The sequence below is a fragment of the Rubrivirga sp. genome, from assembly GCF_965213695.1.
In the GTDB taxonomy this organism is placed as follows: Bacteria; Bacteroidota; Rhodothermia; order Rhodothermales; family Rubricoccaceae; genus Rubrivirga.
This window is the reverse complement of record NZ_OZ243912.1, coordinates 2,502,303-2,524,262: the sequence shown is the minus strand read 5'-3', so window position 1 is coordinate 2,524,262 and position 21,960 is coordinate 2,502,303. Positions and strand designations below refer to the sequence as shown.

Here is a 21,960-nt window from a genome sequence, read left to right as displayed (position 1 = left end):
GCCCATCGCTCCGCTCAGCGGGCGCTCGGACGGTCCCCTCGTGAGAGGTGGGGCTGCTACGTTCTGCGGAACAAGTCAGACTCCTAAACAAAACGACAGTCCGTGCGAGGGAGACAGCGTGTCGGCCTGGAAGCTCGCGACCGGCCAACAAACGGGGGAGCGCCTACGCGGACGCTCGCCCCGCGCGGAGGCGCGGATTGGGAGGCGCGCACCCGTTACGTTTCGTACCATGGACGCCCCTCACCTGGCCTCCTCGCTTTCTCCCGGACATGAGCCAGCAGCGCATTTACGTCGTCGACGACGACCCCAAGATCGGCGAGCTGTTCGCCAAGGTCCTCTCCCGCGACGGCTACGCCTCGACCGGGTTCACCTCGGCCGAGCCGCTCCTGGAGGCCATCGACGACGGGCAGGCCCCGGACCTGGTCCTGACCGACTTGATGATGCCCGACATCTCGGGGATGGAGCTCATCGAGGCCTTGCGCGAGCGCGGCCTGACGATCCCCGTCATCGTCATGACGGCCCACTCGTCGGTCCAGACGGCCGTCGAGGCCATGCGGCTGGGCGCGTTCCACTACCTCCAGAAGCCGGTCAACCTGGAGGAGATGCGGGCGCTGCTCGCCAAGGCGCTCGACCTGTACGGCGACAAGAAGGAGCTCCAGGAGATCAAGCAGACGCGGAAAAAGCAGCACTCGGTCGGGCGCATCATCGGGACGAGCGCCGAGGTCCAGGAGGTCCGCGACACGATCGAGACGCTCAAGGACATCCCCAACACGACCGTGCTCGTCCGCGGCGAGACCGGGACGGGCAAGAACCTGGTCGCCCAGACGCTCCACTACGCCTCGAAATGGGCGGCCGGCCGGTTCATGGAGATCAACTGCGCCGCGCTGCCGGACAACCTCTTGGAGTCCGAGCTGTTCGGCTACGAGAAGGGCGCGTTCACCGACGCCCGCGCGGCCAAGCCCGGCCTGCTCGAAGTGGCCGACGGTGGGACGCTGTTTTTGGACGAGATCGACTCGATGTCGCTCGGGCTCCAGTCGAAGCTCCTGTCGTTTTTGGAGAGCCGCCACTTCCGGCGACTCGGCGGGACCGACGAGATCAAGGTGACCACGCGGATCGTCTGCGCGACGAACGCGAACCTGCAAGAGAAGGTGGCCGAGAAGGAGTTCCGCAAGGACCTGCTGTTCCGGATCAACGTGGTCTCACTCGAGCTCCCGCCGCTCCGCCGGATGGGGACCGACGCGCTCGCCATCGCCGAGAAGGTGGCCGCCGGGTTCGCCGACGAGTTCGGGAAGCCGTTCGACGGGTTCACCGAGGCCGCTCGGGAGAAGCTCGTCGGCCACTCGTGGCCCGGCAACGTCCGCGAGCTCCGCAACGTCCTGGAGCGGGCCCTGATCTTCGCCAAGACGCCGACGCTCGACGCGAGCGACCTGGTCCTGCTCCAGACCGACCTGTTCGACGGCGCGGCGTCCGACGCCGACACGTTCCGGTTCCGCGCCAGCGCCTCGCTCGAAGAGCTCGAATACGAGTACATCAAGCACACCCTCGCCAACAACCGGAACTCGTCCTACGCCGACGTGGCCAAGCTCTTGGGCATTTCGAAAAAGACGCTGTGGGAAAAGCGCAAGCGCTACAACCTGGACGAGGAAGTCGAGGAGATGACGGCCTGATCTCGCTGCGCGAGGGTACGGGGTACGTGGTACAGGGTACCGGCCTCCCGTACCTCGTACCCTGTACCACGTACCGCGAAGCCATGACCGACCAGCAGAAGGCCGCGCTCGCCGAGCGCCTGACCTCGCGCCCGTCCGGCGACGGCGCCGACCGCCCGGCCGACCTCTCGACGGCGCTCGAACGGATGATCGGGGCCGGCGCCGCCCGGTTCGGCTTGCGCGCCGACGCGACCGGCCCGGCCGACGCCTGCGCGCTTGCGCCCCCGCTGGCCCGGCTCATCGACCACACCGTCCTGAAGCCGGACACGACCGAGGCCCAGATCCGCGAGCTGTGCGCCGAAGCGCGGGAGTTTTGCTTCGCGTCGGTCTGCGTCAGCCCCGTCTGGGTGCCGACCGCCGCGACCGAGCTGGCCGGGGCCACGTCGCTGGTCTGCACCGTCGTCGGCTTCCCGCACGGGGCGAATCGGACGGCCGTCAAGGCGTTCGAGACCGAGCAGGCCGTCGCCGACGGGGCCGACGAGATCGACATGGTCTTGGCCATCGCGCTGTTGAAGAGCGAGCGCTACGCCGACGTCGAGGCCGACATCCGGGCCGTCGTCCAAGCGGCGCAGGGGCGGACGGTCAAGGTGATCCTGGAGACGGCGCTGCTGACGGACGAGGAGAAGGTGATCGCCTGCGTGCTCGCCCAGAACGCCCGGGCCGACTTCGTCAAGACCTCGACCGGGTTCGCGTCGTCGGGCGCGAGCCCCCAAGACGTAGCCCTCATGCGGCGCGTAGTGGGCGAGTCGATGGGCGTCAAGGCGTCGGGCGGGGTCCGCTCGGCGGAGGACGCCTACGCGATGGTCGAGGCCGGGGCCACCCGCCTTGGCGCGAGCGCGGGCGTCGCTATTTTGAAGGGGCTCACCTCCGACGCCTCCTACTAGCGCCATGCGGTTCTCGTCCCTCGTCGCGGTCGTCGCGGCCCTCTCGCTCTCGGCGTGCTCCGGCCTGGGCCCGGCCGCGCCCGACCCCGGCCCCGACGTTCCCGAGACGCCCGAGGCCACCTATCCGGCCTACGAGACGTTCGACCCCTCGGGCCTGGACGCCGAGCCGCCCGCCTCGACGACCATCGTCCACGACGTGCCGGCGGACGTGATGGCCGGCCGCGTCCGGGTGCCGGACCAGGGCGGGGCGCCCGCGCCGCCGCCGCAGGAGCCCGTCGCTCAGCAGGTCGAGGGGTTCCGGGTCCAGATCTTCTCGAGCGCCAGCCGCGACGCCGCCGAGCGCGTCCGCGGGGAGGCGGCCCGGTGGTGGCAGCGGTCCGGCGGGTCGGGGTCGATGGAGGCGATGGTGGTCTACCTCCAGCCCTACTACCGCGTCCGGATGGGGGGCTTCGCGACGCGCGAGGAGGCCGAGGCCGCGCTGGCGCTCGTCCGCCGCGAGTACCCCGAGGCGTTCCTGGTGCCGGACGTGGTCACGGTGATGCGGTAAGTCCGCGCCGACTGGTGGAGCGAATTCGCATAACAGTAAGACGCTCAGCCGCACGGGGCAGACGGCAGGATGTGTCCACGAAGCTACGGAAGCGCCAGCGCCCGGACGAGCCGGAAACGCTGGCGCCCCGTGTCGGCCTGCAGCGGCGGGTTACACCGCCGTTTGCCGAGCGTCCCGTCTCTGCCGCGACAGGCGCTCCAACTCCGCTTGCGCTTTGCCGCCTTCCTCGTGGTAGAACGCCAGCCGCTCCTCCAACGTCTTCCCCGCCAGTCGCTCGGCGTGGCCGTCCCGGATGCGCCGGACAAGCTCAACGGCCTTGATCGGCGGTTGCTCAGGAGTCTTCATCGGTCTCTGGGTCGGTCGTCACTTCGCGCGGCGAGTGGATGCTGATCGGTTTGTAGCCTGCTTCGAGGTTCACCGCGTTGAACAGGCGGATCTTGTCGAAGTGGACGATGTGGCGAAAGTTCCAGCTCACCAGTACGTCCACCCCGGCTACGGTCGCCAGCGCGATGTGGAGGCCGTCGGTGGCGTACTTCGGCGTCAGGATACCGCGCGCTTGGTAACGGGCAGCCAACTCGATCGCTTCCGGTGAGGTCGTGAGCACCTCGGGCCGGTACGCCAGGAGTTCGGCGTACTTCTCCCGCCCCTGCTCCGGCGCTCCGACCACTTCGAGCGCTACTACGTCGGAGAGCACGAGGCGGAGCCGTTCGAACTGGTAGTCACGGACGAGCGCGTTCGACCACTTGGCGAACTCGGCGTCGAAGCAGCCGCCGATGACGGAGGTGTCGGTGTAGACGCGCTGGAGCTTCATGCCGAGAATCTACGGCGGCCCGATGCGGCACAGCGCGAGGCGGTGTAACAGTGAACCGCTCAGCCGCGAGGGGCTGAGGCGCTGATGGTGGGCCGAAGCTACGGGGACGCTGAGGCCTCGGCGAACCCGAAAACGCTGGCGCCCTTCGTCCATTAGACTTTCAGGGTACCCCGAGCCCCGGCGTCGACCAAGCCTACGCCCTTTGTCGGAGCCGCTCTCCCGAGCGAGCCCAGAGGCCGATCCAGGCCCGGCGCCGGCCCGAGCAAGACCAGATAGCGATGCGCAGCTCACGCTCGACGTGACGCCTGCCGTAATGGACGCGGTCACTCTCGGACCCGGGCTCGGACGGCCCCCAGAGAGATGGACACCCCTCAGTTCTACGTCGGCATCGACGTCGCCTCCGAGACGCTCGCCGTCGCCCTCACCCGCGGACCCGGCCAGACGGCCGCCAAGCCGCTCGCCGTTGCCAACGACCCCGACGGGTTCGCCGCCCTCGCGGCGTGGCTCGCTGAGCACGCCGTGGCGCCCGATCAGGCGCGGGTGTGCTTGGAGTCGACCGGCGTCTACGGCGAGGCGCTGTGCTACTGGCTCCACGACCGCGGCTTCCGCGTCGTCGTGGAGGACGCGGCGAGGGTCCGCCGGGCCATGCCCGTCGCCGGGGCCAAGACCGACGCGCTCGACGCGGCCCGGATCGCCGACTACGCCGCCCGGTTCCTCGACGAGCTCCGGCCGTGGGCGCCCGCCGACGCCGTCGTCGAGCAGGTCCAGACGCTCCTGACCACGCGCGAGCAACTCACGCGGGAGCGGACGGCGAAGCTCAATGCGCGGCGGATGCTGGCGCGGAAGGCGGTCCAGACACCGCTGGCTATCCGGATCGCCGACGACGCGGTCGACTACCTCAAGGCGCGGATCATCGAGATCGACCGGGAGGTCAAGCGGCTCGTGTCCTCGCACCCGACGATCGGCCCGGCCGTGGCGCTCTTGGTGAGCGTGCCGGGCGTGGGCCACCTGCTCGCGTCCCACCTCTGCGTGGCGACGGGCGGGTTCTCGCGACCGCTCCGCCCGGAGCAGGCGTCGGCGTGGCTCGGGATCTGCCCGCTCGACTTCGAGAGCGGGTCGAGCGTGCGGCGGAAGCCGCGGAGCCGGGGGGACGGGCCGTCGGCGATCCGGAAGCCGCTCTACTTGGCCTCGATGCGGCCCGTGTCCATCGACGGGTCGCCGCACCCGGCGTACTCCCGGCGGAAGACGGCCGAGGGGAAGAGCGGTCGGCTCGTGCTCAACAACGTGTCGAACAAGCTGCTGCGCGTCGCGGCGGCGGTGCTCCGGGACGGGGAGCCGTACGAGGGCGGGCACGTGAGCACGCGGCCTACGATTTAGCAGCCCCGAGGCTTGACATCGTCATAGCGATCGGCCTGCAGCGGCGGGTTCTACCGCGCCCCACCCGCGAGCACGATAGATCGGAGTGCGACTGATCAGTCAGGAACGCCGCGCTGGCGGCCGACTCCAACAGCGGCCGTAGGCTATGCCGCTCGCGGCTGCGGCCCGAGTCGCCCGTGCCGGAACCAGCCGAGCACGATCCACGCGGCGAAGCAGTCGAGGACGATACTCCCGGCGCCGACGACGAAGGGCAGGTTGGCCGCGTAGCCCTCGATGATGTCTAGCACCGCCAGCCCCAGCGCCAAGGTTAGTGACACGAGGAAGATGATCCCCGCGACGCGGCTGCGCAGCCTCGACACCAGGAGGACGATCACTAGCGACAGCACCGGAGAGACGAAGAGCTTCGTCAGCGCGATGGCCGCCCCATTGACTTCGAGTGACGGCGCGAGTTGGAGCGCGCCTTGGGCTGTCGCGAGCAGAAAGCTCGCGACGACCAGCACTTCGTAGCGCCTGCGGAAGGGCAACTCGGTGGAGTGGGGCAGCGCTTCCGTCACCTCAGGTGCGAAGGGTTGTGGCAGTTCGGGTAGCCTCGACCGTGAGCGAGTTCGAGTCGAGCACCGCGCGGTAGAACAGATGGACGCTCAGCCGCCGAGGGCTGAGGGCGGGGCGGTGGATCAGAGCGCAAGATGCGCCGCCGTCCCACCCAACGCAAGAACGCTGACGCCCTTCGTCGGCCTGCAGCGGTGGGTTCTACTGTCCCGGCGCTGCGCTCACCCGATCAGGCGGTCGTACTGGGCGTGCGGTCCGATCCAGAACCAGACCAGCCCTTCGCTTCGGTCACGCGCGACCGCACGGTGGTTCCTGCCGACGCGAGCCGACCAGAACGCGCCGACCTTCTTCAACCTCAGCGACGGGTGGCGAGGGTTGTTCTTCAAGAGGTCGAAGTTCTTATCGGCAACGCTCTGGACCTCGCCCGGTAGCGCGCGGTAGGCCGACCAGAAAGACGGCGTGGCGAAGTGGTTCAAAGGGCCGTCGCCCGCCCCGCCTCGAAGTCCTCGTCGGCCCGCCGGCCGAGTGCATCGAGACGGCCAGCGGCGACGTCGGCCTCGAACTGGCGGTCCCACTCGTCGGCCTGGTAGTCCTCGAACCACTTCGCGAACCGAGCGAGTTCGCTCGGCTCCAATTGCGTGACGGCGGCTTCGAGTTCTTGGACGCTCATGGCTGGCTCTGGACTGCGGGACGAAGGAAAGCAACGTACCGAACGGCCGCTGTGTTCTCAGGGCAGTAGAACAGATGGACGCTCAGCCGCGTGAAGCTAAAGGCACGGCGTCTGATCGAAGCGACGGAGACGCCGAAGCTACGGACGGCCGAGAACGCTGGCGCTTCACGTCGGCCTGGAGCGGCGAGTTAGCGCGCGCTGGCTACGGCGTCACGGATCACGCCCTCAAAACGCCGCGGCTCTGCCAGGAAAGAGTAGTGGGCCGAGTGCTCGAACGGTACGAGGTGCTTACCTGCCGGAGCGTCCAGCGCGCCGACGTACTTCTCGACGAGGGAGTTCGGGGTGATCTGGTCGTGGACCCCAGCGATGAACCACGCCGGAACGGAGAGGCTCGGAGCGAGCGCCATGAGGTCCACCGTCAGCTTGTCGGGCATGAGCGCGCGGAGCGAGAACGCGGGGTCCCGGGCCTGTCGCCAGAGGTCCCGAGCCGTGTACTCCGGCGTCGTGAGGTAGTCGCGGAGGCCGGAGGCGACGAGCGCACGGTGCCCGTATCCGTGCCGGATGCCGCCGAAGCGCGCGAGCACGGCCCGCTGGCGGAGCATCCCGACCGCCGTGTGGGGAGGGGGACCGAGCCGGTCCAGCACTCGGAGCGCGGCCCGGTTACCGCGTCGCGTGGCTTAGTCCCGAGCCCACGCCGTTGACATCGCCTCTTGGTCCCGGACGTTCACGACTTGTGCCGCGCCGACGTAGGCGGCGGCGAGGTCGGGCCGGTCCCGAGCGAGGAGCACGCCGACGACGGTCCCCCACGAGTGGCCGACGATGAGCGGCGCGCGTCCGAACCGCTCAGCGAGGTGCTCGGCGACTGCGACGGCGTCGGAGAGCACGGTGTCAAGCGAGAGGTCGCTCTCGTTGAGTTCGCCCCGCGAACGGCCGGTCCCCCGCTGCTCCCAATAGGCCAGGGCGAAGTCGGCTTCGAGTTGCGTCCCCCGCGCGATCTGGCGGGCGGAGGGGAGAAGCGAGGCGCCCGGGCCACCGTGGATGAGCAAGACCGGCATCGCGCCGCGTCCCCGGAGCGAGACGAACTGCCGAGCGCCGTTGGTCTCGATCCAAATGGCCTCGTTCATAGGTTGTGTTGGAGCGCGAGCTAACAGCGGGCCGGTCAACCGCGAAGGGCTGAGGCCCGAAACCTACACCGAAAGCGACGGATGCGACGACTTCTCGAACGACTGAAAACGCTGGCGCCCTTCGTCGGCTTGCAGCGGCGGGTTACACGGCCCCGAGCACCGCAGCCCGAGCCGTATGTGAAATGGGACGCGCGCGGCGTGCCCTACGTGGACGCCGACGACCTCCGCCGCCAGCCCGAGGTGGCGACACAGATCGAAGCCGCCCGCCGGGTCCTGAGCAACCGGCAACCGACGCGGAGAGACCTGGGCGCGGCCCTCGCCTCGCTCCACTGGCGTTTGCAGCAGGAACCAATGGACGACCTCGCCCGGCTTTGCATGGTGGACGAGATTGAGGACCTGATTCCCGACCTCCGGCCACTCAGCGAGGACTACCGACAGATGCTCGCGGACAACGGCGGCGTTTGAGGCCGTGTAACCAGTACTTATACCGCGCGGCGGATTTATGAGGAATCGAATGTCCTCCTGATAGCTGCGGACTTCCATGCCAAGAGTCGAACGACGCTGTCCGGACGAATCTCCTTCTGCTTGAATCCAGAAATGTCATGCTGGCACTTCGGGCAGAACTGGTCCTCCATAGCGTTAACCGCCCCGCACTCGCATTCCCACTTCTGCTTTGTCTTGGAGGAGAACACTTGGTCTACCTCAACTATCTTCCCTCGATCATCAAACGATGTCTCAACTTGCTCACGAATCCGGTCGAAGCGCTCAGCGTCGTCAGGCGAGTACAAACTCTTGTGTAACCGCAACAGCGGGAGCGAGTGTTTCCGAACCTCGAAGTCGTCGGACACCAGCATTTCCTCCGCTGCGTCTAGATCAAGCAGGTTCAACTCCGAGAGAATGCTAACGGCAAACTTTCGCATCTCATCCGTACCGTCTCGGACGACCGGGTGCAGAAGTTGCTTCACTTCAGCATCCGGTAGGCTCATGAAGTAGGCAGTAGCCCGCTCCTGAAAGTCGCCGCCGAAGGCATAAGGCTCGCGGTGCGACCTTTCCACCGCGGTCAGAACGGTGGGTGCTACTTCCGAAACTTGGTTAGAGATTATGAACTCCCAAGTCGATTCATCAAGGCGGAACTTGCCCTTTTGCACCGACTGAACAATGACGTCTCGACGTGAGAGAACGTCCAACTCGTCTGCCGAGAGGGCGGCGGTAGTCTGTGAGACGCTGGCCTGCGGATCGCTCGACCGTTCGGTCACAGCGGCGGTTCCAGTCGCCGTGACCATGAACATACTCTTACCACCCCCAGCAATCTCGTCGTGGTCCAGCCGGAGGCCAAGAACGCAGTTCGCGCCGAGGGCGACTGCCTTCGATTTCAGCAACTCGATCGCCTCGTCGTTGATCGCCGCCAGTTGCTTCTGGTACGAACGGGAGCGCCCGCCGAAGATGTCTGAGAACAAAGCAAACACGTCGCTGAACAGTCCAGTCCCGGCTACGACGTGGGCAGAGACCACGCCGAGGTACGCCTTCGTCTCGTACCCTTCGAGCGTGGCAGTGGTGGTGGCTACGACGTTTCGGTTTCGGATCATTGAGCGAAAGGGTAGCGCGCTATGACAGTTGGCGGCTCACCCGCGAAGGGCAAAGACCGCTGATGATGGTTCGGAGCGCAGGGTACGCCGACGGTCGGACAGCGCGGGAACGCTAGAGCCCTTCGTCGGCGTGCAGCCGCGGGTTATACAGATGCGGGGCTATTGTTTACAGCATGAACCATGAATACCTAGAGCGGGGGCAGGTGATCTGCACGTGGAAACACTCCTTTGATTCGATCCTGCAGATAGTTGCCTCTAATCAACGGTAGGGTATTGTTTGGGGCACCTCGCCAGAACACTACCATAGATCCGACGCCGCCGTAGCCAAGTGGATTTCTTTCCCCTGACATCTTTGATAGTTCCAAAAGCTCCTTTCTGTCTTCTTCGTCAAGGACATCTGACTCCGGGCGGAGAGGACGCTCGTCACGGGTATGCACAAGACTTGTAACGACCTTCACACCTGATCCCTCTATCTTGTTTCTAGCCTCTTCGCAAAGACATGGCGCAAGAAAGAATTCTGAAAAGTTGCCGGTTATATACTCGGATACGTTTTTTCTGTTTTTCATAAACTGATCTCCAGTCGCCGAAAAGTCGTCAACGTACACAATCGCACCCTCTCTTAAACTGCTTGTCGACTCGACAATGCCTTCTAGGTCTCGGCTGTCCTTGAAAAGAGCTCCCAAGCGCTCTAGATTGCAAACGTTTTTCAGCATACTAAGCATCACTGGACTACTACTGCCCGCATCGTCAATCTGTATATAAATTATATTAGGTATGCCTACGCCGTCTCTCCCCAGGCTGGTTACGATACGGTTATTAAGCTGCCGCAATGAATCGGTTGCATCCTCTTCAGATACGTATATGATGTGGTCCAAAAGACCGAGCACCCTACTCCTTGCTGGCTTTGGAAATTGGATCGCCCAATCAAGAATGACCTTGCTATCCACATAGCGCGGCCGATAGCCAGGAAACTTCCTGGCGTACACCTTGGACATGAGCCATCCCTTTGGTCACATAAACGCTTGAGCAGCCAAGTTAAGAGTCGTCTTCAGACTCGGAAGGATCAGTTCCCTTTAGCTGATCAATTACAGACACCGCGTATCTAATCACTGCCTCCATCTTTGCTATAACCTCGTCTCGACCATCGATCTCATAACTCAATTTTGCCTTCGATATCGAGTCGATGAACGAATCGCAGGCATCAACTGCTTTTTGAACTTTTCGGTTGTCGATTATAAATCCATCGAACGCTCGTCGCGTTTCCAACTCCGGGTCAAGTACAAACTCTCTAAGCCTGTCAGATACCACATCGACATCGCCGTTAGACAACGAGACCTCGTAAGCCTCTCTAACACGCCGAAAATGTATCACGCTTTTGATTTTTCCGTTGCGGTACTTCTCGACGAGTCTGTTTATGATGCCATCCGTACCAATCTGCTCCTGCAAAGGTTGGTTGTGCTCCTCGACTAGCTGAAGCACAGGGTGCAGCTCTACCCAGAAGTTGGACGGGATCCGCTTCTTAGAGTCTGGATCCATAGACATCATCTGATATTTCTTATCATAAGATAGTATAATTTTACACCTCTCGACCTGCGGCGTACTCAGTCCAGTGATCTCGCTGAGTTCACCCGTGTCTGTCACCCCGAGGCTGTCCATCACCTCTCGAAGACCTAGGGCGGTTGGCATCAATTCCCACTGCTCGCGAAAGCTGTGGATATTGAACATATAAATCAGAGAGGCAGTTTTGCTAGGTGCCTCGACAACATTTGCTGGCACCAGAACAGAATGACCTTCCTTCTCAAGGTCCTCGCAGCAGCGGAATCTCCTCTCTCCGTCTACGATAGCGTACTTGTCCTGCCCTGGTAGTTTGTAGACAGTCAGAGGTACAAGCACCCCGTGGAGCTTGATGCTCTCCCGAAGCTGCTTCAGCGGCTCCGCATCAAACAGCCTTCGAGGGTTATTTCGACTCGGGTTTATCTGGCTGACCTTGAGTTCTAGCAAACTCCCTCTCGGGACCACTGGGCTCTCAACCTGGAGCTCCCTGGGCTCATTGCTTTGACTCTTGGAGGAAAACAAACTCATAGCGTCTTATCTGTTTAGTTGTAAATCATTATCTCGTTTACAATCTTTCGGTTTTTGGCAAATCCCGAGATATTCCTGCGGACAGACACTACGTCATAGGAAAACCCCTCTGCCAACGAGGAGGCCTCGTCGCATTCAGCATAACTAACTACGAAACTGATGCCATTATCATCTAGCTTGAGCATCCAATTTCTGAGATCGCTTAGATCAGATTCGCTGAATACTGAAGCATCGTATTCATTGAACACTCTCCTAGCGCGCACGCTGAAGGGTGGATCCATGTAAACAAAATCGCCGCTTCTAACTTTATGCAAAATGTCTCTAAAGTCACAATTCTCTATCTCTGTATTCGAAAGAAAGGCACTATACCGACTAAGCTCCTTCAGCGTGGGCAAACTTCCGGATTTCTCGCCCCCATAAGGAACGTTGAAAATTCCCTTTCTGTTTGTTCTGTACAGTCCGTTGAAGCAGTATCGGTTCAGGTATATGAATCTAGCCGCCACATCGATGTCGCACATCGACTCCTTCTCGCTGGACCTGACAGTATAATAACCGTCTTTTCCAGTTGGCAAGCGATTGAGCGCCTCGAATACCGCCTCGTAGTCACTCTTTATGCTCTTGTAGGCCAAGACCAACTCTGTGTTTATGTCTGACAGCAGAGCTCTTTCCGGGTTCAGGTGGAAGTACAGGCACGCTGAACCAGCAAAGGGCTCAACGTATCTGTCGGCCGAGCCGTCCCAATACCGCTCAAGCTTAGGGATAAGCTTTCTTTTGCTGCCAGCCCAGCGCAAAAATGGTTTGAGGCTCAAAGCAGGGAGGCTTGGTTCAGAGGTGAACTGAGTGGAAGATACGCGTCGGCTTCATTTAGATCCGGCGAGCCCGCTCTGCCGGTCCGCATCGTCTGATCGTTGTTCGCCTCGCGGTGGGAGCATCTGTATAACAGGGGGCCGCTCACCCGCGCAGGGCAAACAGCACCACGGTTGGACGAGGCACAGAATACGCCGAAGCCCGGACGAGCCGATAACGCTGACGCCCTGCGTCGGCGTGCAGCGGCGGGTTACACCGCCGACCTGTTGGCACCGAGCTTTCCGGCTTTGACTAGCGACTCGTTCAACTCGGCTGCGCGTCGGCGAAAGAACGCAACCCTAGCCTCCCACGGTTGGCCTTCGAGCTGTTCGTGCTGGGCGTCGCGGATGCGGCGAACCTCCGCTACGGCGTCGATCCTGAGATCAGTCTTCTTTTCCATAGCTCGTTACCTCCCGAGGCGAATAGATCTGGACGGGCTTGTAGCCCTGCTCGATGTTGACGGCGTTGAACAGCCGGATCTTATCGAAGCGTACGATGTGACGGAAGTTCCAGCTTACGAGAACGTCTACCCCGGTCACCGTCGCCAGCGCGATGTGGAGCGCGTCGTTCGAGTACTTCGGTGGCAGGATGCGACGCGAATTGTACGCAGCGGCGAGGTCCCGGACGTCGTCATTCAGTTCGAGCACCTCGGCTCCAAGCTGGACCAGTTCTGCATACTGATCTCGGACAGGCTCTGGGGCTGGTTCGATCTCAGCGGCGACGACCACCGAGAGGACGGGGACGAGGAGGCCGAGGCGGAAGTCCTGCATCAGCCCGTTTGACCAAGCTGCAAACTCGGCGTCGAAGCATCCGCCGATGACGGAGGTGTCGGTGTAGATGCGCTGCTGCTTCATGCCGCCAAAATACGGAGGCTCGGTTTGGCAGAGCGCAAGGCGGTGTAACAGATGGACGCTCAGCCGCCGAGGGCTGAGGGCGGGATGGTCGATCGGAGAGCAAGATGCGCCGCCGCCCCGCCCAGCGCAAGAACGCTGACGCCCTCGGTCGGCCTGCAGCGGCGGGTTATGCCGACCCTGTGTACGGACCGGGTACATGGGTAACACTTCTGACCGGCAACATGGGTAACAGATCCGTTCACCGGCATAGTCCATCACCAGCCCCGATGCGCTATGCCCTGGATAAAGACCTGCCCCATGACCGAACGCGCCCGCTTCGTCCTCGCCCATCAGCAGGGCCTCTACTCCATGACCGAGCTCTGCGCTCGCTTCAACGTCAGCCGCAAGACCGGCTACAAGTGGCTCGGCCGCTTCGAGGAGGGCGGCCTCGACGGCCTTGCTGATCAGAACCGCGCCCCGAAGTGGAGTGAACCCGGTACGGTGGACAATCTTCCAGTTGTCCCCAGACCTGAGGTTCTATGCCCCGCACCCGCCCCGCCTACCCGCTCGAGTTCCGCGAGCAGATCGTCGAGCTCCACCACGCAGGCCGCTCCGTCGCCGAGCTCGCGCGCGAGTTCGAGCCGACCGAGCACACGATCCGAGCGTGGATCAAGAAGGCCGACCCGTCTCCGCTCGCCCGAGCCGCTGAGGCCGACCGCGACGAGTTGGACCGGCTCCGCAAGGAGAACCGCAGGCTCCAGCAGGAGCGCGACATCCTCGCAAAAGCCGCGGCTTGGTTCGCTCGGGAGACCGACTCGGTGCCGTCGAGGCCTTCGAGTTCATGAGGGCGCACCAAGCCACCTTCCCCGTCGCCGTCATGGCCGACGTCCTCCGCGTCTCCCGGAGCGGCTACTACGCATGGCGCGACCGCCCACCGTCGGCACGGGCCGAGCGCGACGTCGAGATCGCCGAGGCCATCCGGGCCTCCCACGCGGCTTCCGATGGCTCGTACGGCGCGCTCCGCATCCACGAGGACCTCAAGGAGGCGGGCTTCCGCGTCGGCAAGAAGCGCGTCGCGCGGCTCATGCGCCAGCACGGCATCGTCGGCGTCACCCGGCGCCGAGGCCCCACGACCACGACGCGCACGGCTGGTACGCCGAAGGGGCCGGACCTCGTCGAGCGCGAGTTCACGGCCGACCGGCCCGACGCGCTCTGGGTCGCCGACATCACGTACGTCCCGACGGGCTCGGGCTTCCTCTACCTGGCCGTGGTCCTCGACGTCTTCAGCCGCCGGATCGTCGGCTGGGCGATGGCCGGGCACCTCCGGACGGAGCTCGTGCTGGCGGCCCTCGACATGGCCGTGGCTCAGCGGAAGCCCGACAGCGTCGTCCACCACTCGGATCACGGGTGCCAATACACGTCTCTGGCCTTCGGCGCTCGGTGCCGCGAGGCCGGCGTCCGTCCGTCGCTCGGCAGCATCGGCGACTGCTTCGACAACGCGATGTGCGAGAGCTTCTTCGCGACGCTCGAATGCGAACTGATCGACCGGCGCCGGTGGGCGACGAAGGCTGAGGCTCGGATGGCCCTTTTCCAGTTCATTGAGGGCTGGTACAATCCACGACGCCGCCATTCCGCGCTCGGCTACGACTCTCCGATCGCACACGAGCAGAAACACCACGGGGCGCTCGCCGCCTCATACTCCTAAACCGTCCACCGAAGCGGGTTCACTCCAAAGACGTGCCCCCACCAGACCCCGCCGGAGGTGGAGGCTCTCCTCGTCGCCTGCCGGGAGGCGCACCCACGGTGGGGGCCACGCAAGCTCCTCGACTACCTCGCCCCGCGTCACCCCGCCCTCGTGCTGCCGATGCCCTCGACGGTCGGGACCATCCTCAAGCGCCATGGTCTGGTCGAGCCACGCCGACGGCGGCGCACGGCGCGGCATCCGGGGGCGGTGCCGCTGACTACCACCGCTCCGAACGAGGTCTGGAGCGCCGACTTCAAGGGCGAGTTCAAGACGCTCGACGGCCTCTACTGCTACCCCCTGACGGTGGCCGACGCGCACTCGCGCTACGTGCTCGGCTGCACGGGCCTGCCGTCGGTCAAGCAGGACGGGGCGAAGGCGCAGTTCGAGCGGCTCTTCCACACCTACGGCCTCCCATCTGCGATCCGCACCGATAACGGGGTCCCCTTCGCTACACAGGCGCTCTGCGGCCTCTCCCGGCTCTCGGTGTGGTGGATCAAACTGGGCATCACGCACCACCGCATCGAGCCGGGCCGCCCGCAGCAGAATGGTCGACACGAGCGGATGCACAGGGACCTCAAGGCAGAGACGACGCGCCCGCCCGAGCGGAATCGGGAGCAGCAACAGGATCGCTTCGACGGCTTCCGCGCGGAGTTCAACGAAGAGCGCCCCCACGAGGCACTCGGCGGCGACACCCCGGCTTCGCACTACCGCCGCTCCGAGCGGGCACTGCCCGAGACGCTATCGGAGCCGGAGTATCCGGCGCACTTCGAGGTACGGTGGGTCTCGAAGTGTGGCACCTACAAGTGGAAGCGGCAGCAGCTCTTCATCAGCCAAGCGCTCGGGCACGAGTGGATCGCCTTCGAGGAGGTAGACGACGGGGTGTGGTCGGTCTACTTCTACGACGTGCTGCTGGCGCGGCTCGACGAGCGCGACTTCAAGCTTCAGGCCGCCGTAGCTTGAGCCGAAAGTGTTACCGATGTGCCCGGTCTAAACTGTTACCTATCTCCCCGGCTCCTACATTGCGAAAGCGCCCGGTCATGGTTCATCTCGCGTTGCCTCCACAGTCACGTCGAACAGCCCCGTGCCTTCGCTTAGCGTCAGCACAGCCTCGTCGCCGTTGAACCGAATGGCGATGTCGTAGAGGTGGTTGTTGGCGAACTCGTCGTAGTCGAACCGGAAGGTCTGTTCGTCCTCCCAATACCCGCGCGCCGCGACAGGGAGGTCAAACCGGCTCGACGGCGTGATCCGGTAGCGGCCGTCGAGGCCGACCGTCGTAACGCGGTCTCCGAACTCCTGCGACCGGGGGCTGTCGAGCGTGAGCGTGAACGTCGCCTCGTCGCCACCGTCGAAGTCGAACCGGAAGGCTGCAAGGCCAACCTCATTCGGAGAGAACGTGTAGCGGTGTCCCGAGACCGAGCGGGCCGCTGCGGGAAGCGGAGCGGTCGGGCCGGGAGGAGGGGGCGATGCCGCAAGTGCAATCTGCTCGCGGAGCCGGGCGTCTGCCTCGGGGTCCGCAGGGAGCGGGCCTTCGGACGTGAGCGCCTCAACGATGAACCCGCCAAGCTCGCCTGGATCGAACCCACTCCCGATCATGACGACGACCAGCTCTTGCTGCGGCCAGACGACCAGCCGCTGGCCGCCCCGCCCGCGTCCTTCGTAGAGGCCGGGCAGCGAGTTCGGGACCCACCACCGGAAACCGTACCCCTCTTCCCCGTCGGCTACTTGCTGCATCGTAGCCTCGTCCACCCACGCTTCCGAGACCAGACGCTCCCCTTCCCACTCGCCCCGTTGAAGGAAGAGTTGCCCGATCTTGGCGAGATCGGTTGGGCGGATGAAGAGGTCGCCCCACCCGGTGTTGTTGCCCTGCGGGTCCGTCGGCCAAATGACCTCCTCGATCCCAAGCGGGCCGAACAGGCGGGACTCGGCGTAGGCTTCGGCGTTCACCCCTGTTGCCTCCGTGACGACGGCGGAGAGCAGTTGCGAGGCCCCGGAGCAGTAGGCGAAGTGCTCGCCCGGCTCGTGGAGGAGCGGCTGGTTCAGCATGAACCGCACGGCATCATCAGACTGGCGCATGGCGTCGAGTTGCGCCTCGCCACCGGCGAAGTCCGAGCAGAACCCGGAGGTCATCGTGAGGAGGTGCCGGAGCGTGAGCCGGTCCAGCCTCTCGCTCGGGCTGTCGAGGTCAACGTCCGGGAAGAACGAGAGCACGGGTACGTCCACACTCTCGATCAAACCCTCGTCAACCGCGATGCCGACGAGGGTAGAGGTGATGCTTTTCGTGACCGAAGCCACGTCGTGGGGCACGTCCCCCAAGTACGGGTAGAAGTCCACGTCGAGAACGGCGTCGCCACCGCGCAGCACGGTCACATTGTGGACGTTGATGTCGTTGTCCCGGATGTGGGCGATCATTTCGGCGAGCGGAGCCGAACGTACTCCGGCCTGCTCAGGCGATCCCACGCCCGCCTGATGGCTGGTCGTCTCGCTGTTTGGCGCGAGCGGAGGCCGCTGCTGCCCGCACGCGCTCAGTCCAACAGTAAGGACTACGAAGGCTACCGAGGCTCGGATGGTGTATAGCATCTTGGTTGCCGAGAGAAAGCCGTGGGGGGCGGTATAACAGTGGACCGCTCAGCCGCCCTAGGCTGAGGGCGCAGCGGTAGCCCGAAGCTACGGAAGCGGCGACGGCCCGGCGAACCCGAGAACGCTGGCGCCTAGGGTCGGCCTGCAGCGGTGGGTTCTACCGCGCCCCGCCTATGAACGCCGCCAGTCATCCGGCTCGTACTGCTTGATCTCCCGCATCGTAGTCGTGAGATCACTGAGCCGAACCATCCAGAGCGCAGCGAACCGCGGGTCGATCTCGATTCGGATGCTGGCACCGCCGTCGGGGCGCTGCTCCACCCGATACGACTCGACGCACTCGTCCACCATCCCGATTGGCTGAGTCTCAGATTCCATGTCGTTTCGGGGATGGCTGAGCGCGGTAGAACAGGGGGCCGCTCACCCGCCCCAAGCAACTGAGACCATGATCGAAGCGACGAAAACGCCGACGCCCGAACGTGCCGCACCGCTGGCGCTTGGGGTCGGCCGTGCAGCGGCGGGTTACACGGCCCGAGCACGGCGCTTGCCTGTACACGTCGTACAGGATCTCGGCCTTGCCAATGAGCGGTCCTCCATTGCCAGCCTCCGAGACCTCCCCGCCGTGGGGGAGGAATACGTCTCGGGCATTCTGTTTCACGAGCGCCGCTACCGTCATGTGGACACCGTGGAGCGGGTGATCGTGGACCGGGGCCGCAGGGGGCCGCACGTTCGGTACAAAGGCTCACTCCACTACGTCCATGAGTACACGCGAACGGGCCGCTGGCCCGCCACCGATGCGCTCCTCATCCTGCGCACGGCTGAGACGCCGGAGGCCGTGTAACAGATGGACGCTCAGCCGCATAGAGGGCGGCGCAGCGGTAGAACGAAGCTACGGAAACGCAGAAGCCTGGACGAGCCCAAGCGGGCGTGCCCTCTATGTCGGCCTGCAGCGGCGGGTTCTACGGCGCCCCCGCACCCGTGCCCGAGCATTCTCCCCTTCCGCCCGGCCGGAGCACCGAACGCCACCCCAAGCACAGTGGGCGCGGGCCGCCGCTCGGGGCGGCCGGCGCGGGACGGGCGCCCGGAGGGGCTGCGAGCGAGCACGAGGACCGGGCGCGGAGGCGACGGTCGGCCGGTCCCCTGGACGGGGCTGGGCGGGCGACGGTGGAGCACGCGGGCCGGAACCCCCGACGCGCTGGCGGCCTCAGCCGGCACGACCCGGCCGGAGCGCTCCGCCAGCCGGCCAGGCACAGCGTCGCGGGCGGAGCAGGACCGGACAGCGTGGTGCGCTCGCAGCCGAGCACGTGCGCCGTAGAACAGATAGACGCTCAGCCGCAAAGGGCACCGAGCGGGGCGGCGGGGCGGAGCGCAAGATACGCCGGACCCCAGACAGCGCGAGAACGCTGGCGCCCTTTGTCGGCCTGCAGCGGCGGGTTCTACGGCCCTAGCTGTGAAGTGTCAGACGCAGCAAGCACCTCTTTGGGGTCGGTAGGTGAACTAGTATCCTCGAAAACCTGCTGAGCGCGAATGAGAGGATATACCGGGGCTTCGCGAATACCCTTCCGACGCCTCTGATCGTCGATTTTCCAGAATTCGACGATATCGATACCGCGCCGTCGTGGCTCCATAAAAAAAGAGAAATCAAGCGTGTAGGCTGCGTACCTGCCCTGGCGACCAGAGGCTGCGGACGTATCTGGTTCCACAACGTGTATCAGCTTAAAGTCCATTAGCTGCTGAATCCTCTCAAATATCTCAGCATTTGACTGAGCTTCATTTTGACTTACTAGAAACGCTGTTTTTTTATGATCGTTCAAACAGAAATCCAACAGGTCAGTCAGCAATCTCTCTAAGCCGTCGGCGTCTCCGCTCACATCCTCTCTCATTAGGCTGAGTTTTGTCTGCCATGCGAGACGACTGGCACCTTTGTAAACACTAGTAGGTGTTAGCCACCGCTTGTTACTTGACGCTAGCGCTGATTCAACAGCAAAGCTAAATGTCGTAAGGAAATCACGCGGCACTCCGCCTGAGGCGAGCGTGAGCGCCTCAAAAGCCTCAGGGTTGAAAGCCTCTTCTGAGACATTGTTGATTCCGACTTGCCGCCCCAGAGAGTCAAGCATTTCTGACAAGAACTTCCGCGTGGAGTCAAAATCTTCAAAGGTTCTATCTAGATCGATCGACTCAGCATCCTGAGACAGTTCCAGGCCAACAGTCTGAGGATAATTCCTAGAAAGCCTAGTCCGATGCCGTACGGTAGCAAGCTTCAAATACATGCTTGAATCCCTGACCAATCGATGTATGTAATCTATTATGTCCGGCTGTACATCTGGATTGGCTAGATAGAAATCGTCAATCGCTAAGTATGAATGATGGTGATGATCGCTCTGATATTTCAAGATCGAGTCTTTAAAATCTCGGATGTGGCGTTCTAGATAGTCTAGCTTTTTCTCTCGGAATGAGGCCGTCCGATCAGTAGCGTGCCGAGAGCTAGTGTGTGCCTCACCAGTAGCCCCAAATCTGGAAGCCGAGCCCTTCAAGGAATCTGAGCTTTCACGACTGTCTTTCTGGACAACGTCCGACTCATCAGCACTGTCTAAGAGGCTGCGCAATTTAGATATTTGCTTGTCGGGCCTTGCGGGCGCACGGAAAAATCGTCTGGTACGGCGAAAGGGGACAGGCAGTCCATCTAAAATATCTATGACAAGCCGAATTAAGACATCGGGGTACTTCAACCTCTTGTGCTCATCCATCAAAATGTATACTGACTTACTTTGGCCTTCTGACTCAATAGTGTCCAAAAAATGGACCATGAGGCATGACTTACCTGATCCCCGCCTTCCAAATATTACTTGATGCTGTTTTGATCTTATCCGTTCCAGATTAGAGCCTATATCCACATAGACAGGACTATGATTGCGTCTAATCCGAAAGCTCTCACTGATAAGATTGCGGAGTAGCCCTATTCTGTGATCTTCTAGCCCTGACATTTCGGGTTCCAACTCTGATTGTGCGCTGGTGCTCATAAGACTAGTTTGAGTTGAGTCTGGACTCGCTGGATTCGTCACTTAGGCCGTAGAACAGTGGACCGCTCAGCCGCCCTAGGCTGAGGGCGCAGCGGTAGCCCGAAGCTACGGAAGCGGCGACGGCCCGGCGAACCCGAGAACGCTGGCGCCTAGGGTCGGCCTGCAGCGGTGGGTTCTACCGCGCCCCGCCTATGAACGCCGCCAGTCATCCGGCTCGTACTGCTTGATCTCCCGCATCGTAGTCGTGAGATCACTGAGCCGAACCATCCAGAGCGCAGCGAACCGCGGGTCGATCTCGATTCGGATGCTGGCACCGCCGTCGGGGCGCTGCTCCACCCGATACGACTCGACGCACTCGTCCACCATCCCGATTGGCTGAGTCTCAGATTCCATGTCGTTTCGGGGATGGCTGAGCGCGGTAGAACCAGTACTTCTGCGGAGAGCCCCCTGCGGCGAGTCCGCATAAGGGGCGGGCTGGGGAAGTATACACCCCGCCCCTTACGCATAAGAGGCGCCGTTCGTACTTATGGCCGACGCCTACCCCACCTGGAGACCGCCCCATGTCCGCCCTCCTCGACCGCGCCCGCCGGGCCGCCCGCGTCCGCCACCTCAGCTACCGGACCGAGCAGACGTACCTCCGCTGGATCGAGCGTTACACCCGGCACGCCGCCGCGCGGGCCGGCCGGTGGGTCCACCCCGCCCGGCTCGCCGAGGCCGACGTGACCGCGTTCCTCAGCCACCTCGCCAACGACCACGACGTCGCCGCGAGCACCCAGACGCAGGCCCTCTCGGCCCTCCTGTTCCTCTACGACGCCGTCCTGGACCGTCCGCTCGGCGCGTTGTCCGGGCTCGTCCGCGTGCGGAAGCCGCCGCGCCTGCCGGCCGTCCTCTCCCGGCCCGAGGTGGCCGCCTTGCTCGGTCACACCGGCGGGGCGTCCGGGCTCGTCGCTCGGCTGCTCTACGGCGCCGGCCTTCGTGTGAGCGGGGCGCTCCGTCTCCGCGTGAAGGACGTCGACCTGGAGCACCGCCAGCTCACAGTCCGCCGGGGGAAGGGGGACAAGGACCGCCCGACCGTTCTCCCCGACGTCCTCGTCGAGCCGCTCCGGCGGCAGGTCCAGGCCGTCCGCGCCCTCCACCGGAGCGACCTCGACGAGGGGCACGGCGAGGCCCGTCTCCCCGAGGCGTACGGGCGCAAGAGCCCCGGCGCCGCCCGCCGTCTCGGGTGGCAGTTCGTGTTCCCCAGCCCCCGGCTCAGCACCGACCCCCGGACCGGGCGGACGCACCGGCACCACCTCTCGGCCTCCACCGTCCAGAAGGCCGTCGCGAGGGCGGCCCGCGAGGCCGGCATCGACAAGCGGGCGACGTGCCACACGCTCCGCCACTCGTTCGCCACGCACCTCCTCCAGGACGGCGCCGACATCCGCACCGTGCAGGAGCTCCTCGGCCACGCCAAGCTGGCCACCACCCAGGTGTACACGCACGTCGCCGGCCTCAACGGGCTCGGCGTGCGGAGCCCGCTCGACCGCCTCGCCGCTCCGCCCGCCGGGGCCCCGACCGCCGGGGCCGGCCGTCCCGGGTGACGGGCGGGGAGAGAGGGCGCTGGCCCC

At 64.0% G+C, this 21,960-nt stretch carries 26 protein-coding genes and 1 pseudogene; 10 read left to right on the top strand and 17 right to left on the bottom strand.

What is annotated here, in order from left to right:
* Positions 1-269 precede the first annotated feature (269 nt).
* The 3 genes from ACOOHE_RS11155 to ACOOHE_RS11145 all read left to right on the top strand — a co-directional run bounded on the left by ACOOHE_RS11155 (position 270) and on the right by ACOOHE_RS11145 (position 3,137).
* Positions 270-1,667: a sigma-54-dependent transcriptional regulator gene (locus tag ACOOHE_RS11155; protein ID WP_420454156.1), complete on the top strand. Its 1,398-nt coding sequence runs from the start codon at positions 270-272 to the stop codon at positions 1,665-1,667.
* 266 nt (positions 1,668-1,933) lie between these two features.
* Complete coding sequence (gene deoC / locus ACOOHE_RS11150; RefSeq protein WP_420457621.1) at positions 1,934-2,590, top strand: deoxyribose-phosphate aldolase; 657 nt, start codon at positions 1,934-1,936, stop codon at positions 2,588-2,590.
* A 4-nt stretch (positions 2,591-2,594) separates the two neighbouring features.
* Positions 2,595-3,137 carry an SPOR domain-containing protein gene (locus tag ACOOHE_RS11145; RefSeq protein ID WP_420454155.1) on the top strand — a complete coding sequence of 181 codons (543 nt, stop codon included), beginning with the start codon at positions 2,595-2,597 and terminating at the stop codon, positions 3,135-3,137.
* A gap of 150 nt (positions 3,138-3,287) precedes the next feature.
* Here the strand turns inward: ACOOHE_RS11145 and ACOOHE_RS11140 are convergent, their stop codons facing one another.
* Entirely contained in the window at positions 3,288-3,482 is a 195-nt protein-coding gene (locus ACOOHE_RS11140; protein WP_420454154.1) for a hypothetical protein, read from the bottom strand.
* Positions 3,469-3,948: a hypothetical protein gene (locus ACOOHE_RS11135; protein ID WP_420454153.1), complete on the bottom strand. Its 480-nt coding sequence runs from the start codon at positions 3,946-3,948 to the stop codon at positions 3,469-3,471. The genes ACOOHE_RS11140 and ACOOHE_RS11135 overlap by 14 nt, the downstream gene beginning before the upstream one ends.
* Positions 3,949-4,308: 360 nt before the next feature.
* Between ACOOHE_RS11135 and ACOOHE_RS11130 the strand changes: the two genes are divergently transcribed.
* Complete coding sequence (locus ACOOHE_RS11130; protein WP_420454152.1) at positions 4,309-5,325, top strand: IS110 family transposase; 1,017 nt, start codon at positions 4,309-4,311, stop codon at positions 5,323-5,325.
* Positions 5,326-5,468: 143 nt separating this feature from the next.
* On the opposite strand, the gene ACOOHE_RS11125 is transcribed toward ACOOHE_RS11130, so the two are convergent.
* From ACOOHE_RS11125 to ACOOHE_RS11105, 5 genes are all read right to left on the bottom strand, one after another.
* Positions 5,469-5,879 carry a hypothetical protein gene (locus ACOOHE_RS11125; RefSeq protein ID WP_420454151.1) on the bottom strand — a complete coding sequence of 137 codons (411 nt, stop codon included), beginning with the start codon at positions 5,877-5,879 and terminating at the stop codon, positions 5,469-5,471.
* Between the two features lie 216 nt (positions 5,880-6,095).
* Entirely contained in the window at positions 6,096-6,350 is a 255-nt protein-coding gene (locus tag ACOOHE_RS11120; protein ID WP_420454150.1) for a type II toxin-antitoxin system RelE family toxin, read from the bottom strand.
* On the bottom strand, positions 6,347-6,544 hold the full coding sequence (locus tag ACOOHE_RS11115; protein ID WP_420454149.1) for a hypothetical protein: 198 nt from the start codon (positions 6,542-6,544) through the stop codon (positions 6,347-6,349). Before ACOOHE_RS11115 ends, ACOOHE_RS11120 begins: the two co-directional genes overlap by 4 nt.
* Positions 6,545-6,732: 188 nt before the next feature.
* The gene (locus ACOOHE_RS11110; RefSeq protein ID WP_420454148.1) at positions 6,733-7,188 is read right to left on the bottom strand and encodes an alpha/beta fold hydrolase; all 456 of its coding nucleotides are present in this window, start codon (positions 7,186-7,188) and stop codon (positions 6,733-6,735) included.
* Positions 7,189-7,221: 33 nt separating this feature from the next.
* The gene (locus ACOOHE_RS11105; protein ID WP_420454147.1) at positions 7,222-7,668 is read right to left on the bottom strand and encodes an alpha/beta fold hydrolase; all 447 of its coding nucleotides are present in this window, start codon (positions 7,666-7,668) and stop codon (positions 7,222-7,224) included.
* A gap of 81 nt (positions 7,669-7,749) precedes the next feature.
* Here ACOOHE_RS11105 and ACOOHE_RS11100 point away from each other — a divergent pair, with 81 nt between their 5' ends.
* Positions 7,750-8,133 (top strand): hypothetical protein, encoded by a 384-nt coding sequence (locus ACOOHE_RS11100; RefSeq protein ID WP_420454146.1) that lies wholly within the window; start codon positions 7,750-7,752, stop codon positions 8,131-8,133.
* 35 nt (positions 8,134-8,168) lie between these two features.
* On the opposite strand, the gene ACOOHE_RS11095 is transcribed toward ACOOHE_RS11100, so the two are convergent.
* The 6 genes from ACOOHE_RS11095 to ACOOHE_RS11070 form a co-directional block, all read right to left on the bottom strand.
* A complete protein-coding gene (locus ACOOHE_RS11095; RefSeq protein ID WP_420454145.1) occupies positions 8,169-9,254 on the bottom strand; it encodes a YbjQ family protein in 1,086 nt (361 codons plus the stop codon).
* A gap of 188 nt (positions 9,255-9,442) precedes the next feature.
* The gene (locus tag ACOOHE_RS11090) at positions 9,443-10,249 is read right to left on the bottom strand and encodes a phosphoribosyltransferase-like protein (protein WP_420454144.1); all 807 of its coding nucleotides are present in this window, start codon (positions 10,247-10,249) and stop codon (positions 9,443-9,445) included.
* 40 nt (positions 10,250-10,289) lie between these two features.
* Complete coding sequence (locus tag ACOOHE_RS11085) at positions 10,290-11,336, bottom strand: ParB/RepB/Spo0J family partition protein (RefSeq protein WP_420454143.1); 1,047 nt, start codon at positions 11,334-11,336, stop codon at positions 10,290-10,292.
* Between the two features lie 14 nt (positions 11,337-11,350).
* A complete protein-coding gene (locus tag ACOOHE_RS11080) occupies positions 11,351-12,145 on the bottom strand; it encodes a DNA adenine methylase (protein ID WP_420454142.1) in 795 nt (264 codons plus the stop codon).
* A gap of 248 nt (positions 12,146-12,393) precedes the next feature.
* Positions 12,394-12,582 carry a hypothetical protein gene (locus tag ACOOHE_RS11075; RefSeq protein WP_420454141.1) on the bottom strand — a complete coding sequence of 63 codons (189 nt, stop codon included), beginning with the start codon at positions 12,580-12,582 and terminating at the stop codon, positions 12,394-12,396.
* Positions 12,566-13,036, bottom strand: coding sequence for a hypothetical protein (locus tag ACOOHE_RS11070; RefSeq protein WP_420454140.1), 471 nt, complete (start codon positions 13,034-13,036; stop codon positions 12,566-12,568). Before ACOOHE_RS11070 ends, ACOOHE_RS11075 begins: the two co-directional genes overlap by 17 nt.
* Positions 13,037-13,309: 273 nt before the next feature.
* Between ACOOHE_RS11070 and ACOOHE_RS11065 the strand changes: the two are divergent.
* The 3 genes and pseudogenes from ACOOHE_RS11065 to ACOOHE_RS11055 form a co-directional block, all read left to right on the top strand.
* Positions 13,310-13,492: pseudogene (locus tag ACOOHE_RS11065) on the top strand (helix-turn-helix domain-containing protein); the annotation flags it as partial.
* 62 nt (positions 13,493-13,554) lie between these two features.
* Positions 13,555-14,720 (top strand): IS3 family transposase gene (locus tag ACOOHE_RS11060; RefSeq protein WP_420454139.1). Its coding sequence is split into 2 segments (ribosomal slippage): positions 13,555-13,795 and positions 13,795-14,720, totalling 1,167 coding nucleotides; the frame shifts between segments, so codons are not numbered across the junction.
* 57 nt (positions 14,721-14,777) lie between these two features.
* Positions 14,778-15,719, top strand: coding sequence for an integrase core domain-containing protein (locus tag ACOOHE_RS11055; RefSeq protein ID WP_420454138.1), 942 nt, complete (start codon positions 14,778-14,780; stop codon positions 15,717-15,719).
* Positions 15,720-15,794: 75 nt separating this feature from the next.
* Here the strand turns inward: ACOOHE_RS11055 and ACOOHE_RS11050 are convergent, their stop codons facing one another.
* Both ACOOHE_RS11050 and ACOOHE_RS11045 read right to left on the bottom strand, forming a co-directional pair.
* Complete coding sequence (locus ACOOHE_RS11050) at positions 15,795-17,168, bottom strand: serine hydrolase domain-containing protein (protein WP_420454137.1); 1,374 nt, start codon at positions 17,166-17,168, stop codon at positions 15,795-15,797.
* A 339-nt stretch (positions 17,169-17,507) separates the two neighbouring features.
* Positions 17,508-17,711, bottom strand: coding sequence for a hypothetical protein (locus tag ACOOHE_RS11045; protein WP_420454134.1), 204 nt, complete (start codon positions 17,709-17,711; stop codon positions 17,508-17,510).
* A gap of 67 nt (positions 17,712-17,778) precedes the next feature.
* Between ACOOHE_RS11045 and ACOOHE_RS11040 the strand changes: the two genes are divergently transcribed.
* On the top strand, positions 17,779-18,174 hold the full coding sequence (locus ACOOHE_RS11040; RefSeq protein WP_420454136.1) for a hypothetical protein: 396 nt from the start codon (positions 17,779-17,781) through the stop codon (positions 18,172-18,174).
* Between the two features lie 595 nt (positions 18,175-18,769).
* Here ACOOHE_RS11040 and ACOOHE_RS11035 read toward each other — a convergent pair.
* Both ACOOHE_RS11035 and ACOOHE_RS11030 read right to left on the bottom strand, forming a co-directional pair.
* A complete protein-coding gene (locus ACOOHE_RS11035; protein ID WP_420454135.1) occupies positions 18,770-20,140 on the bottom strand; it encodes a hypothetical protein in 1,371 nt (456 codons plus the stop codon).
* A gap of 402 nt (positions 20,141-20,542) precedes the next feature.
* Positions 20,543-20,746, bottom strand: coding sequence for a hypothetical protein (locus ACOOHE_RS11030; protein WP_420454134.1), 204 nt, complete (start codon positions 20,744-20,746; stop codon positions 20,543-20,545).
* 167 nt (positions 20,747-20,913) lie between these two features.
* Here ACOOHE_RS11030 and ACOOHE_RS11025 point away from each other — a divergent pair, with 167 nt between their 5' ends.
* Positions 20,914-21,933 carry an integron integrase gene (locus ACOOHE_RS11025; protein WP_420454133.1) on the top strand — a complete coding sequence of 340 codons (1,020 nt, stop codon included), beginning with the start codon at positions 20,914-20,916 and terminating at the stop codon, positions 21,931-21,933.
* Positions 21,934-21,960 lie beyond the last annotated feature (27 nt).

What these genes read in the sequence shown, in the direction of transcription:
- ACOOHE_RS11100 (WP_420454146.1), top strand. Translation starts at nt 7,750, where the DNA reads ATGCGACGACTTCTCGAACGACTGAAAACGCTGGCGCCCTTCGTCGGC.
- ACOOHE_RS11025 (WP_420454133.1), top strand. Translation starts at nt 20,914, where the DNA reads ATGTCCGCCCTCCTCGACCGCGCCCGCCGGGCCGCCCGCGTCCGCCAC.
- ACOOHE_RS11075 (WP_420454141.1), bottom strand. Translation starts at nt 12,582, where the DNA reads ATGGAAAAGAAGACTGATCTCAGGATCGACGCCGTAGCGGAGGTTCGC.
- ACOOHE_RS11130 (WP_420454152.1), top strand. Translation starts at nt 4,309, where the DNA reads ATGGACACCCCTCAGTTCTACGTCGGCATCGACGTCGCCTCCGAGACG.
- ACOOHE_RS11045 (WP_420454134.1), bottom strand. Translation starts at nt 17,711, where the DNA reads ATGGAATCTGAGACTCAGCCAATCGGGATGGTGGACGAGTGCGTCGAG.
- ACOOHE_RS11155 (WP_420454156.1), top strand. Translation starts at nt 270, where the DNA reads ATGAGCCAGCAGCGCATTTACGTCGTCGACGACGACCCCAAGATCGGC.
- ACOOHE_RS11145 (WP_420454155.1), top strand. Translation starts at nt 2,595, where the DNA reads ATGCGGTTCTCGTCCCTCGTCGCGGTCGTCGCGGCCCTCTCGCTCTCG.
- ACOOHE_RS11035 (WP_420454135.1), bottom strand. Translation starts at nt 20,140, where the DNA reads ATGGTCCATTTTTTGGACACTATTGAGTCAGAAGGCCAAAGTAAGTCA.
- ACOOHE_RS11115 (WP_420454149.1), bottom strand. Translation starts at nt 6,544, where the DNA reads ATGAGCGTCCAAGAACTCGAAGCCGCCGTCACGCAATTGGAGCCGAGC.
- ACOOHE_RS11140 (WP_420454154.1), bottom strand. Translation starts at nt 3,482, where the DNA reads ATGAAGACTCCTGAGCAACCGCCGATCAAGGCCGTTGAGCTTGTCCGG.
- ACOOHE_RS11030 (WP_420454134.1), bottom strand. Translation starts at nt 20,746, where the DNA reads ATGGAATCTGAGACTCAGCCAATCGGGATGGTGGACGAGTGCGTCGAG.
- ACOOHE_RS11070 (WP_420454140.1), bottom strand. Translation starts at nt 13,036, where the DNA reads ATGAAGCAGCAGCGCATCTACACCGACACCTCCGTCATCGGCGGATGC.
- ACOOHE_RS11085 (WP_420454143.1), bottom strand. Translation starts at nt 11,336, where the DNA reads ATGAGTTTGTTTTCCTCCAAGAGTCAAAGCAATGAGCCCAGGGAGCTC.
- ACOOHE_RS11090 (WP_420454144.1), bottom strand. Translation starts at nt 10,249, where the DNA reads ATGTCCAAGGTGTACGCCAGGAAGTTTCCTGGCTATCGGCCGCGCTAT.
- ACOOHE_RS11050 (WP_420454137.1), bottom strand. Translation starts at nt 17,168, where the DNA reads ATGATCGCCCACATCCGGGACAACGACATCAACGTCCACAATGTGACC.
- ACOOHE_RS11135 (WP_420454153.1), bottom strand. Translation starts at nt 3,948, where the DNA reads ATGAAGCTCCAGCGCGTCTACACCGACACCTCCGTCATCGGCGGCTGC.
- ACOOHE_RS11105 (WP_420454147.1), bottom strand. Translation starts at nt 7,668, where the DNA reads ATGAACGAGGCCATTTGGATCGAGACCAACGGCGCTCGGCAGTTCGTC.
- ACOOHE_RS11095 (WP_420454145.1), bottom strand. Translation starts at nt 9,254, where the DNA reads ATGATCCGAAACCGAAACGTCGTAGCCACCACCACTGCCACGCTCGAA.
- ACOOHE_RS11040 (WP_420454136.1), top strand. Translation starts at nt 17,779, where the DNA reads ATGATCGAAGCGACGAAAACGCCGACGCCCGAACGTGCCGCACCGCTG.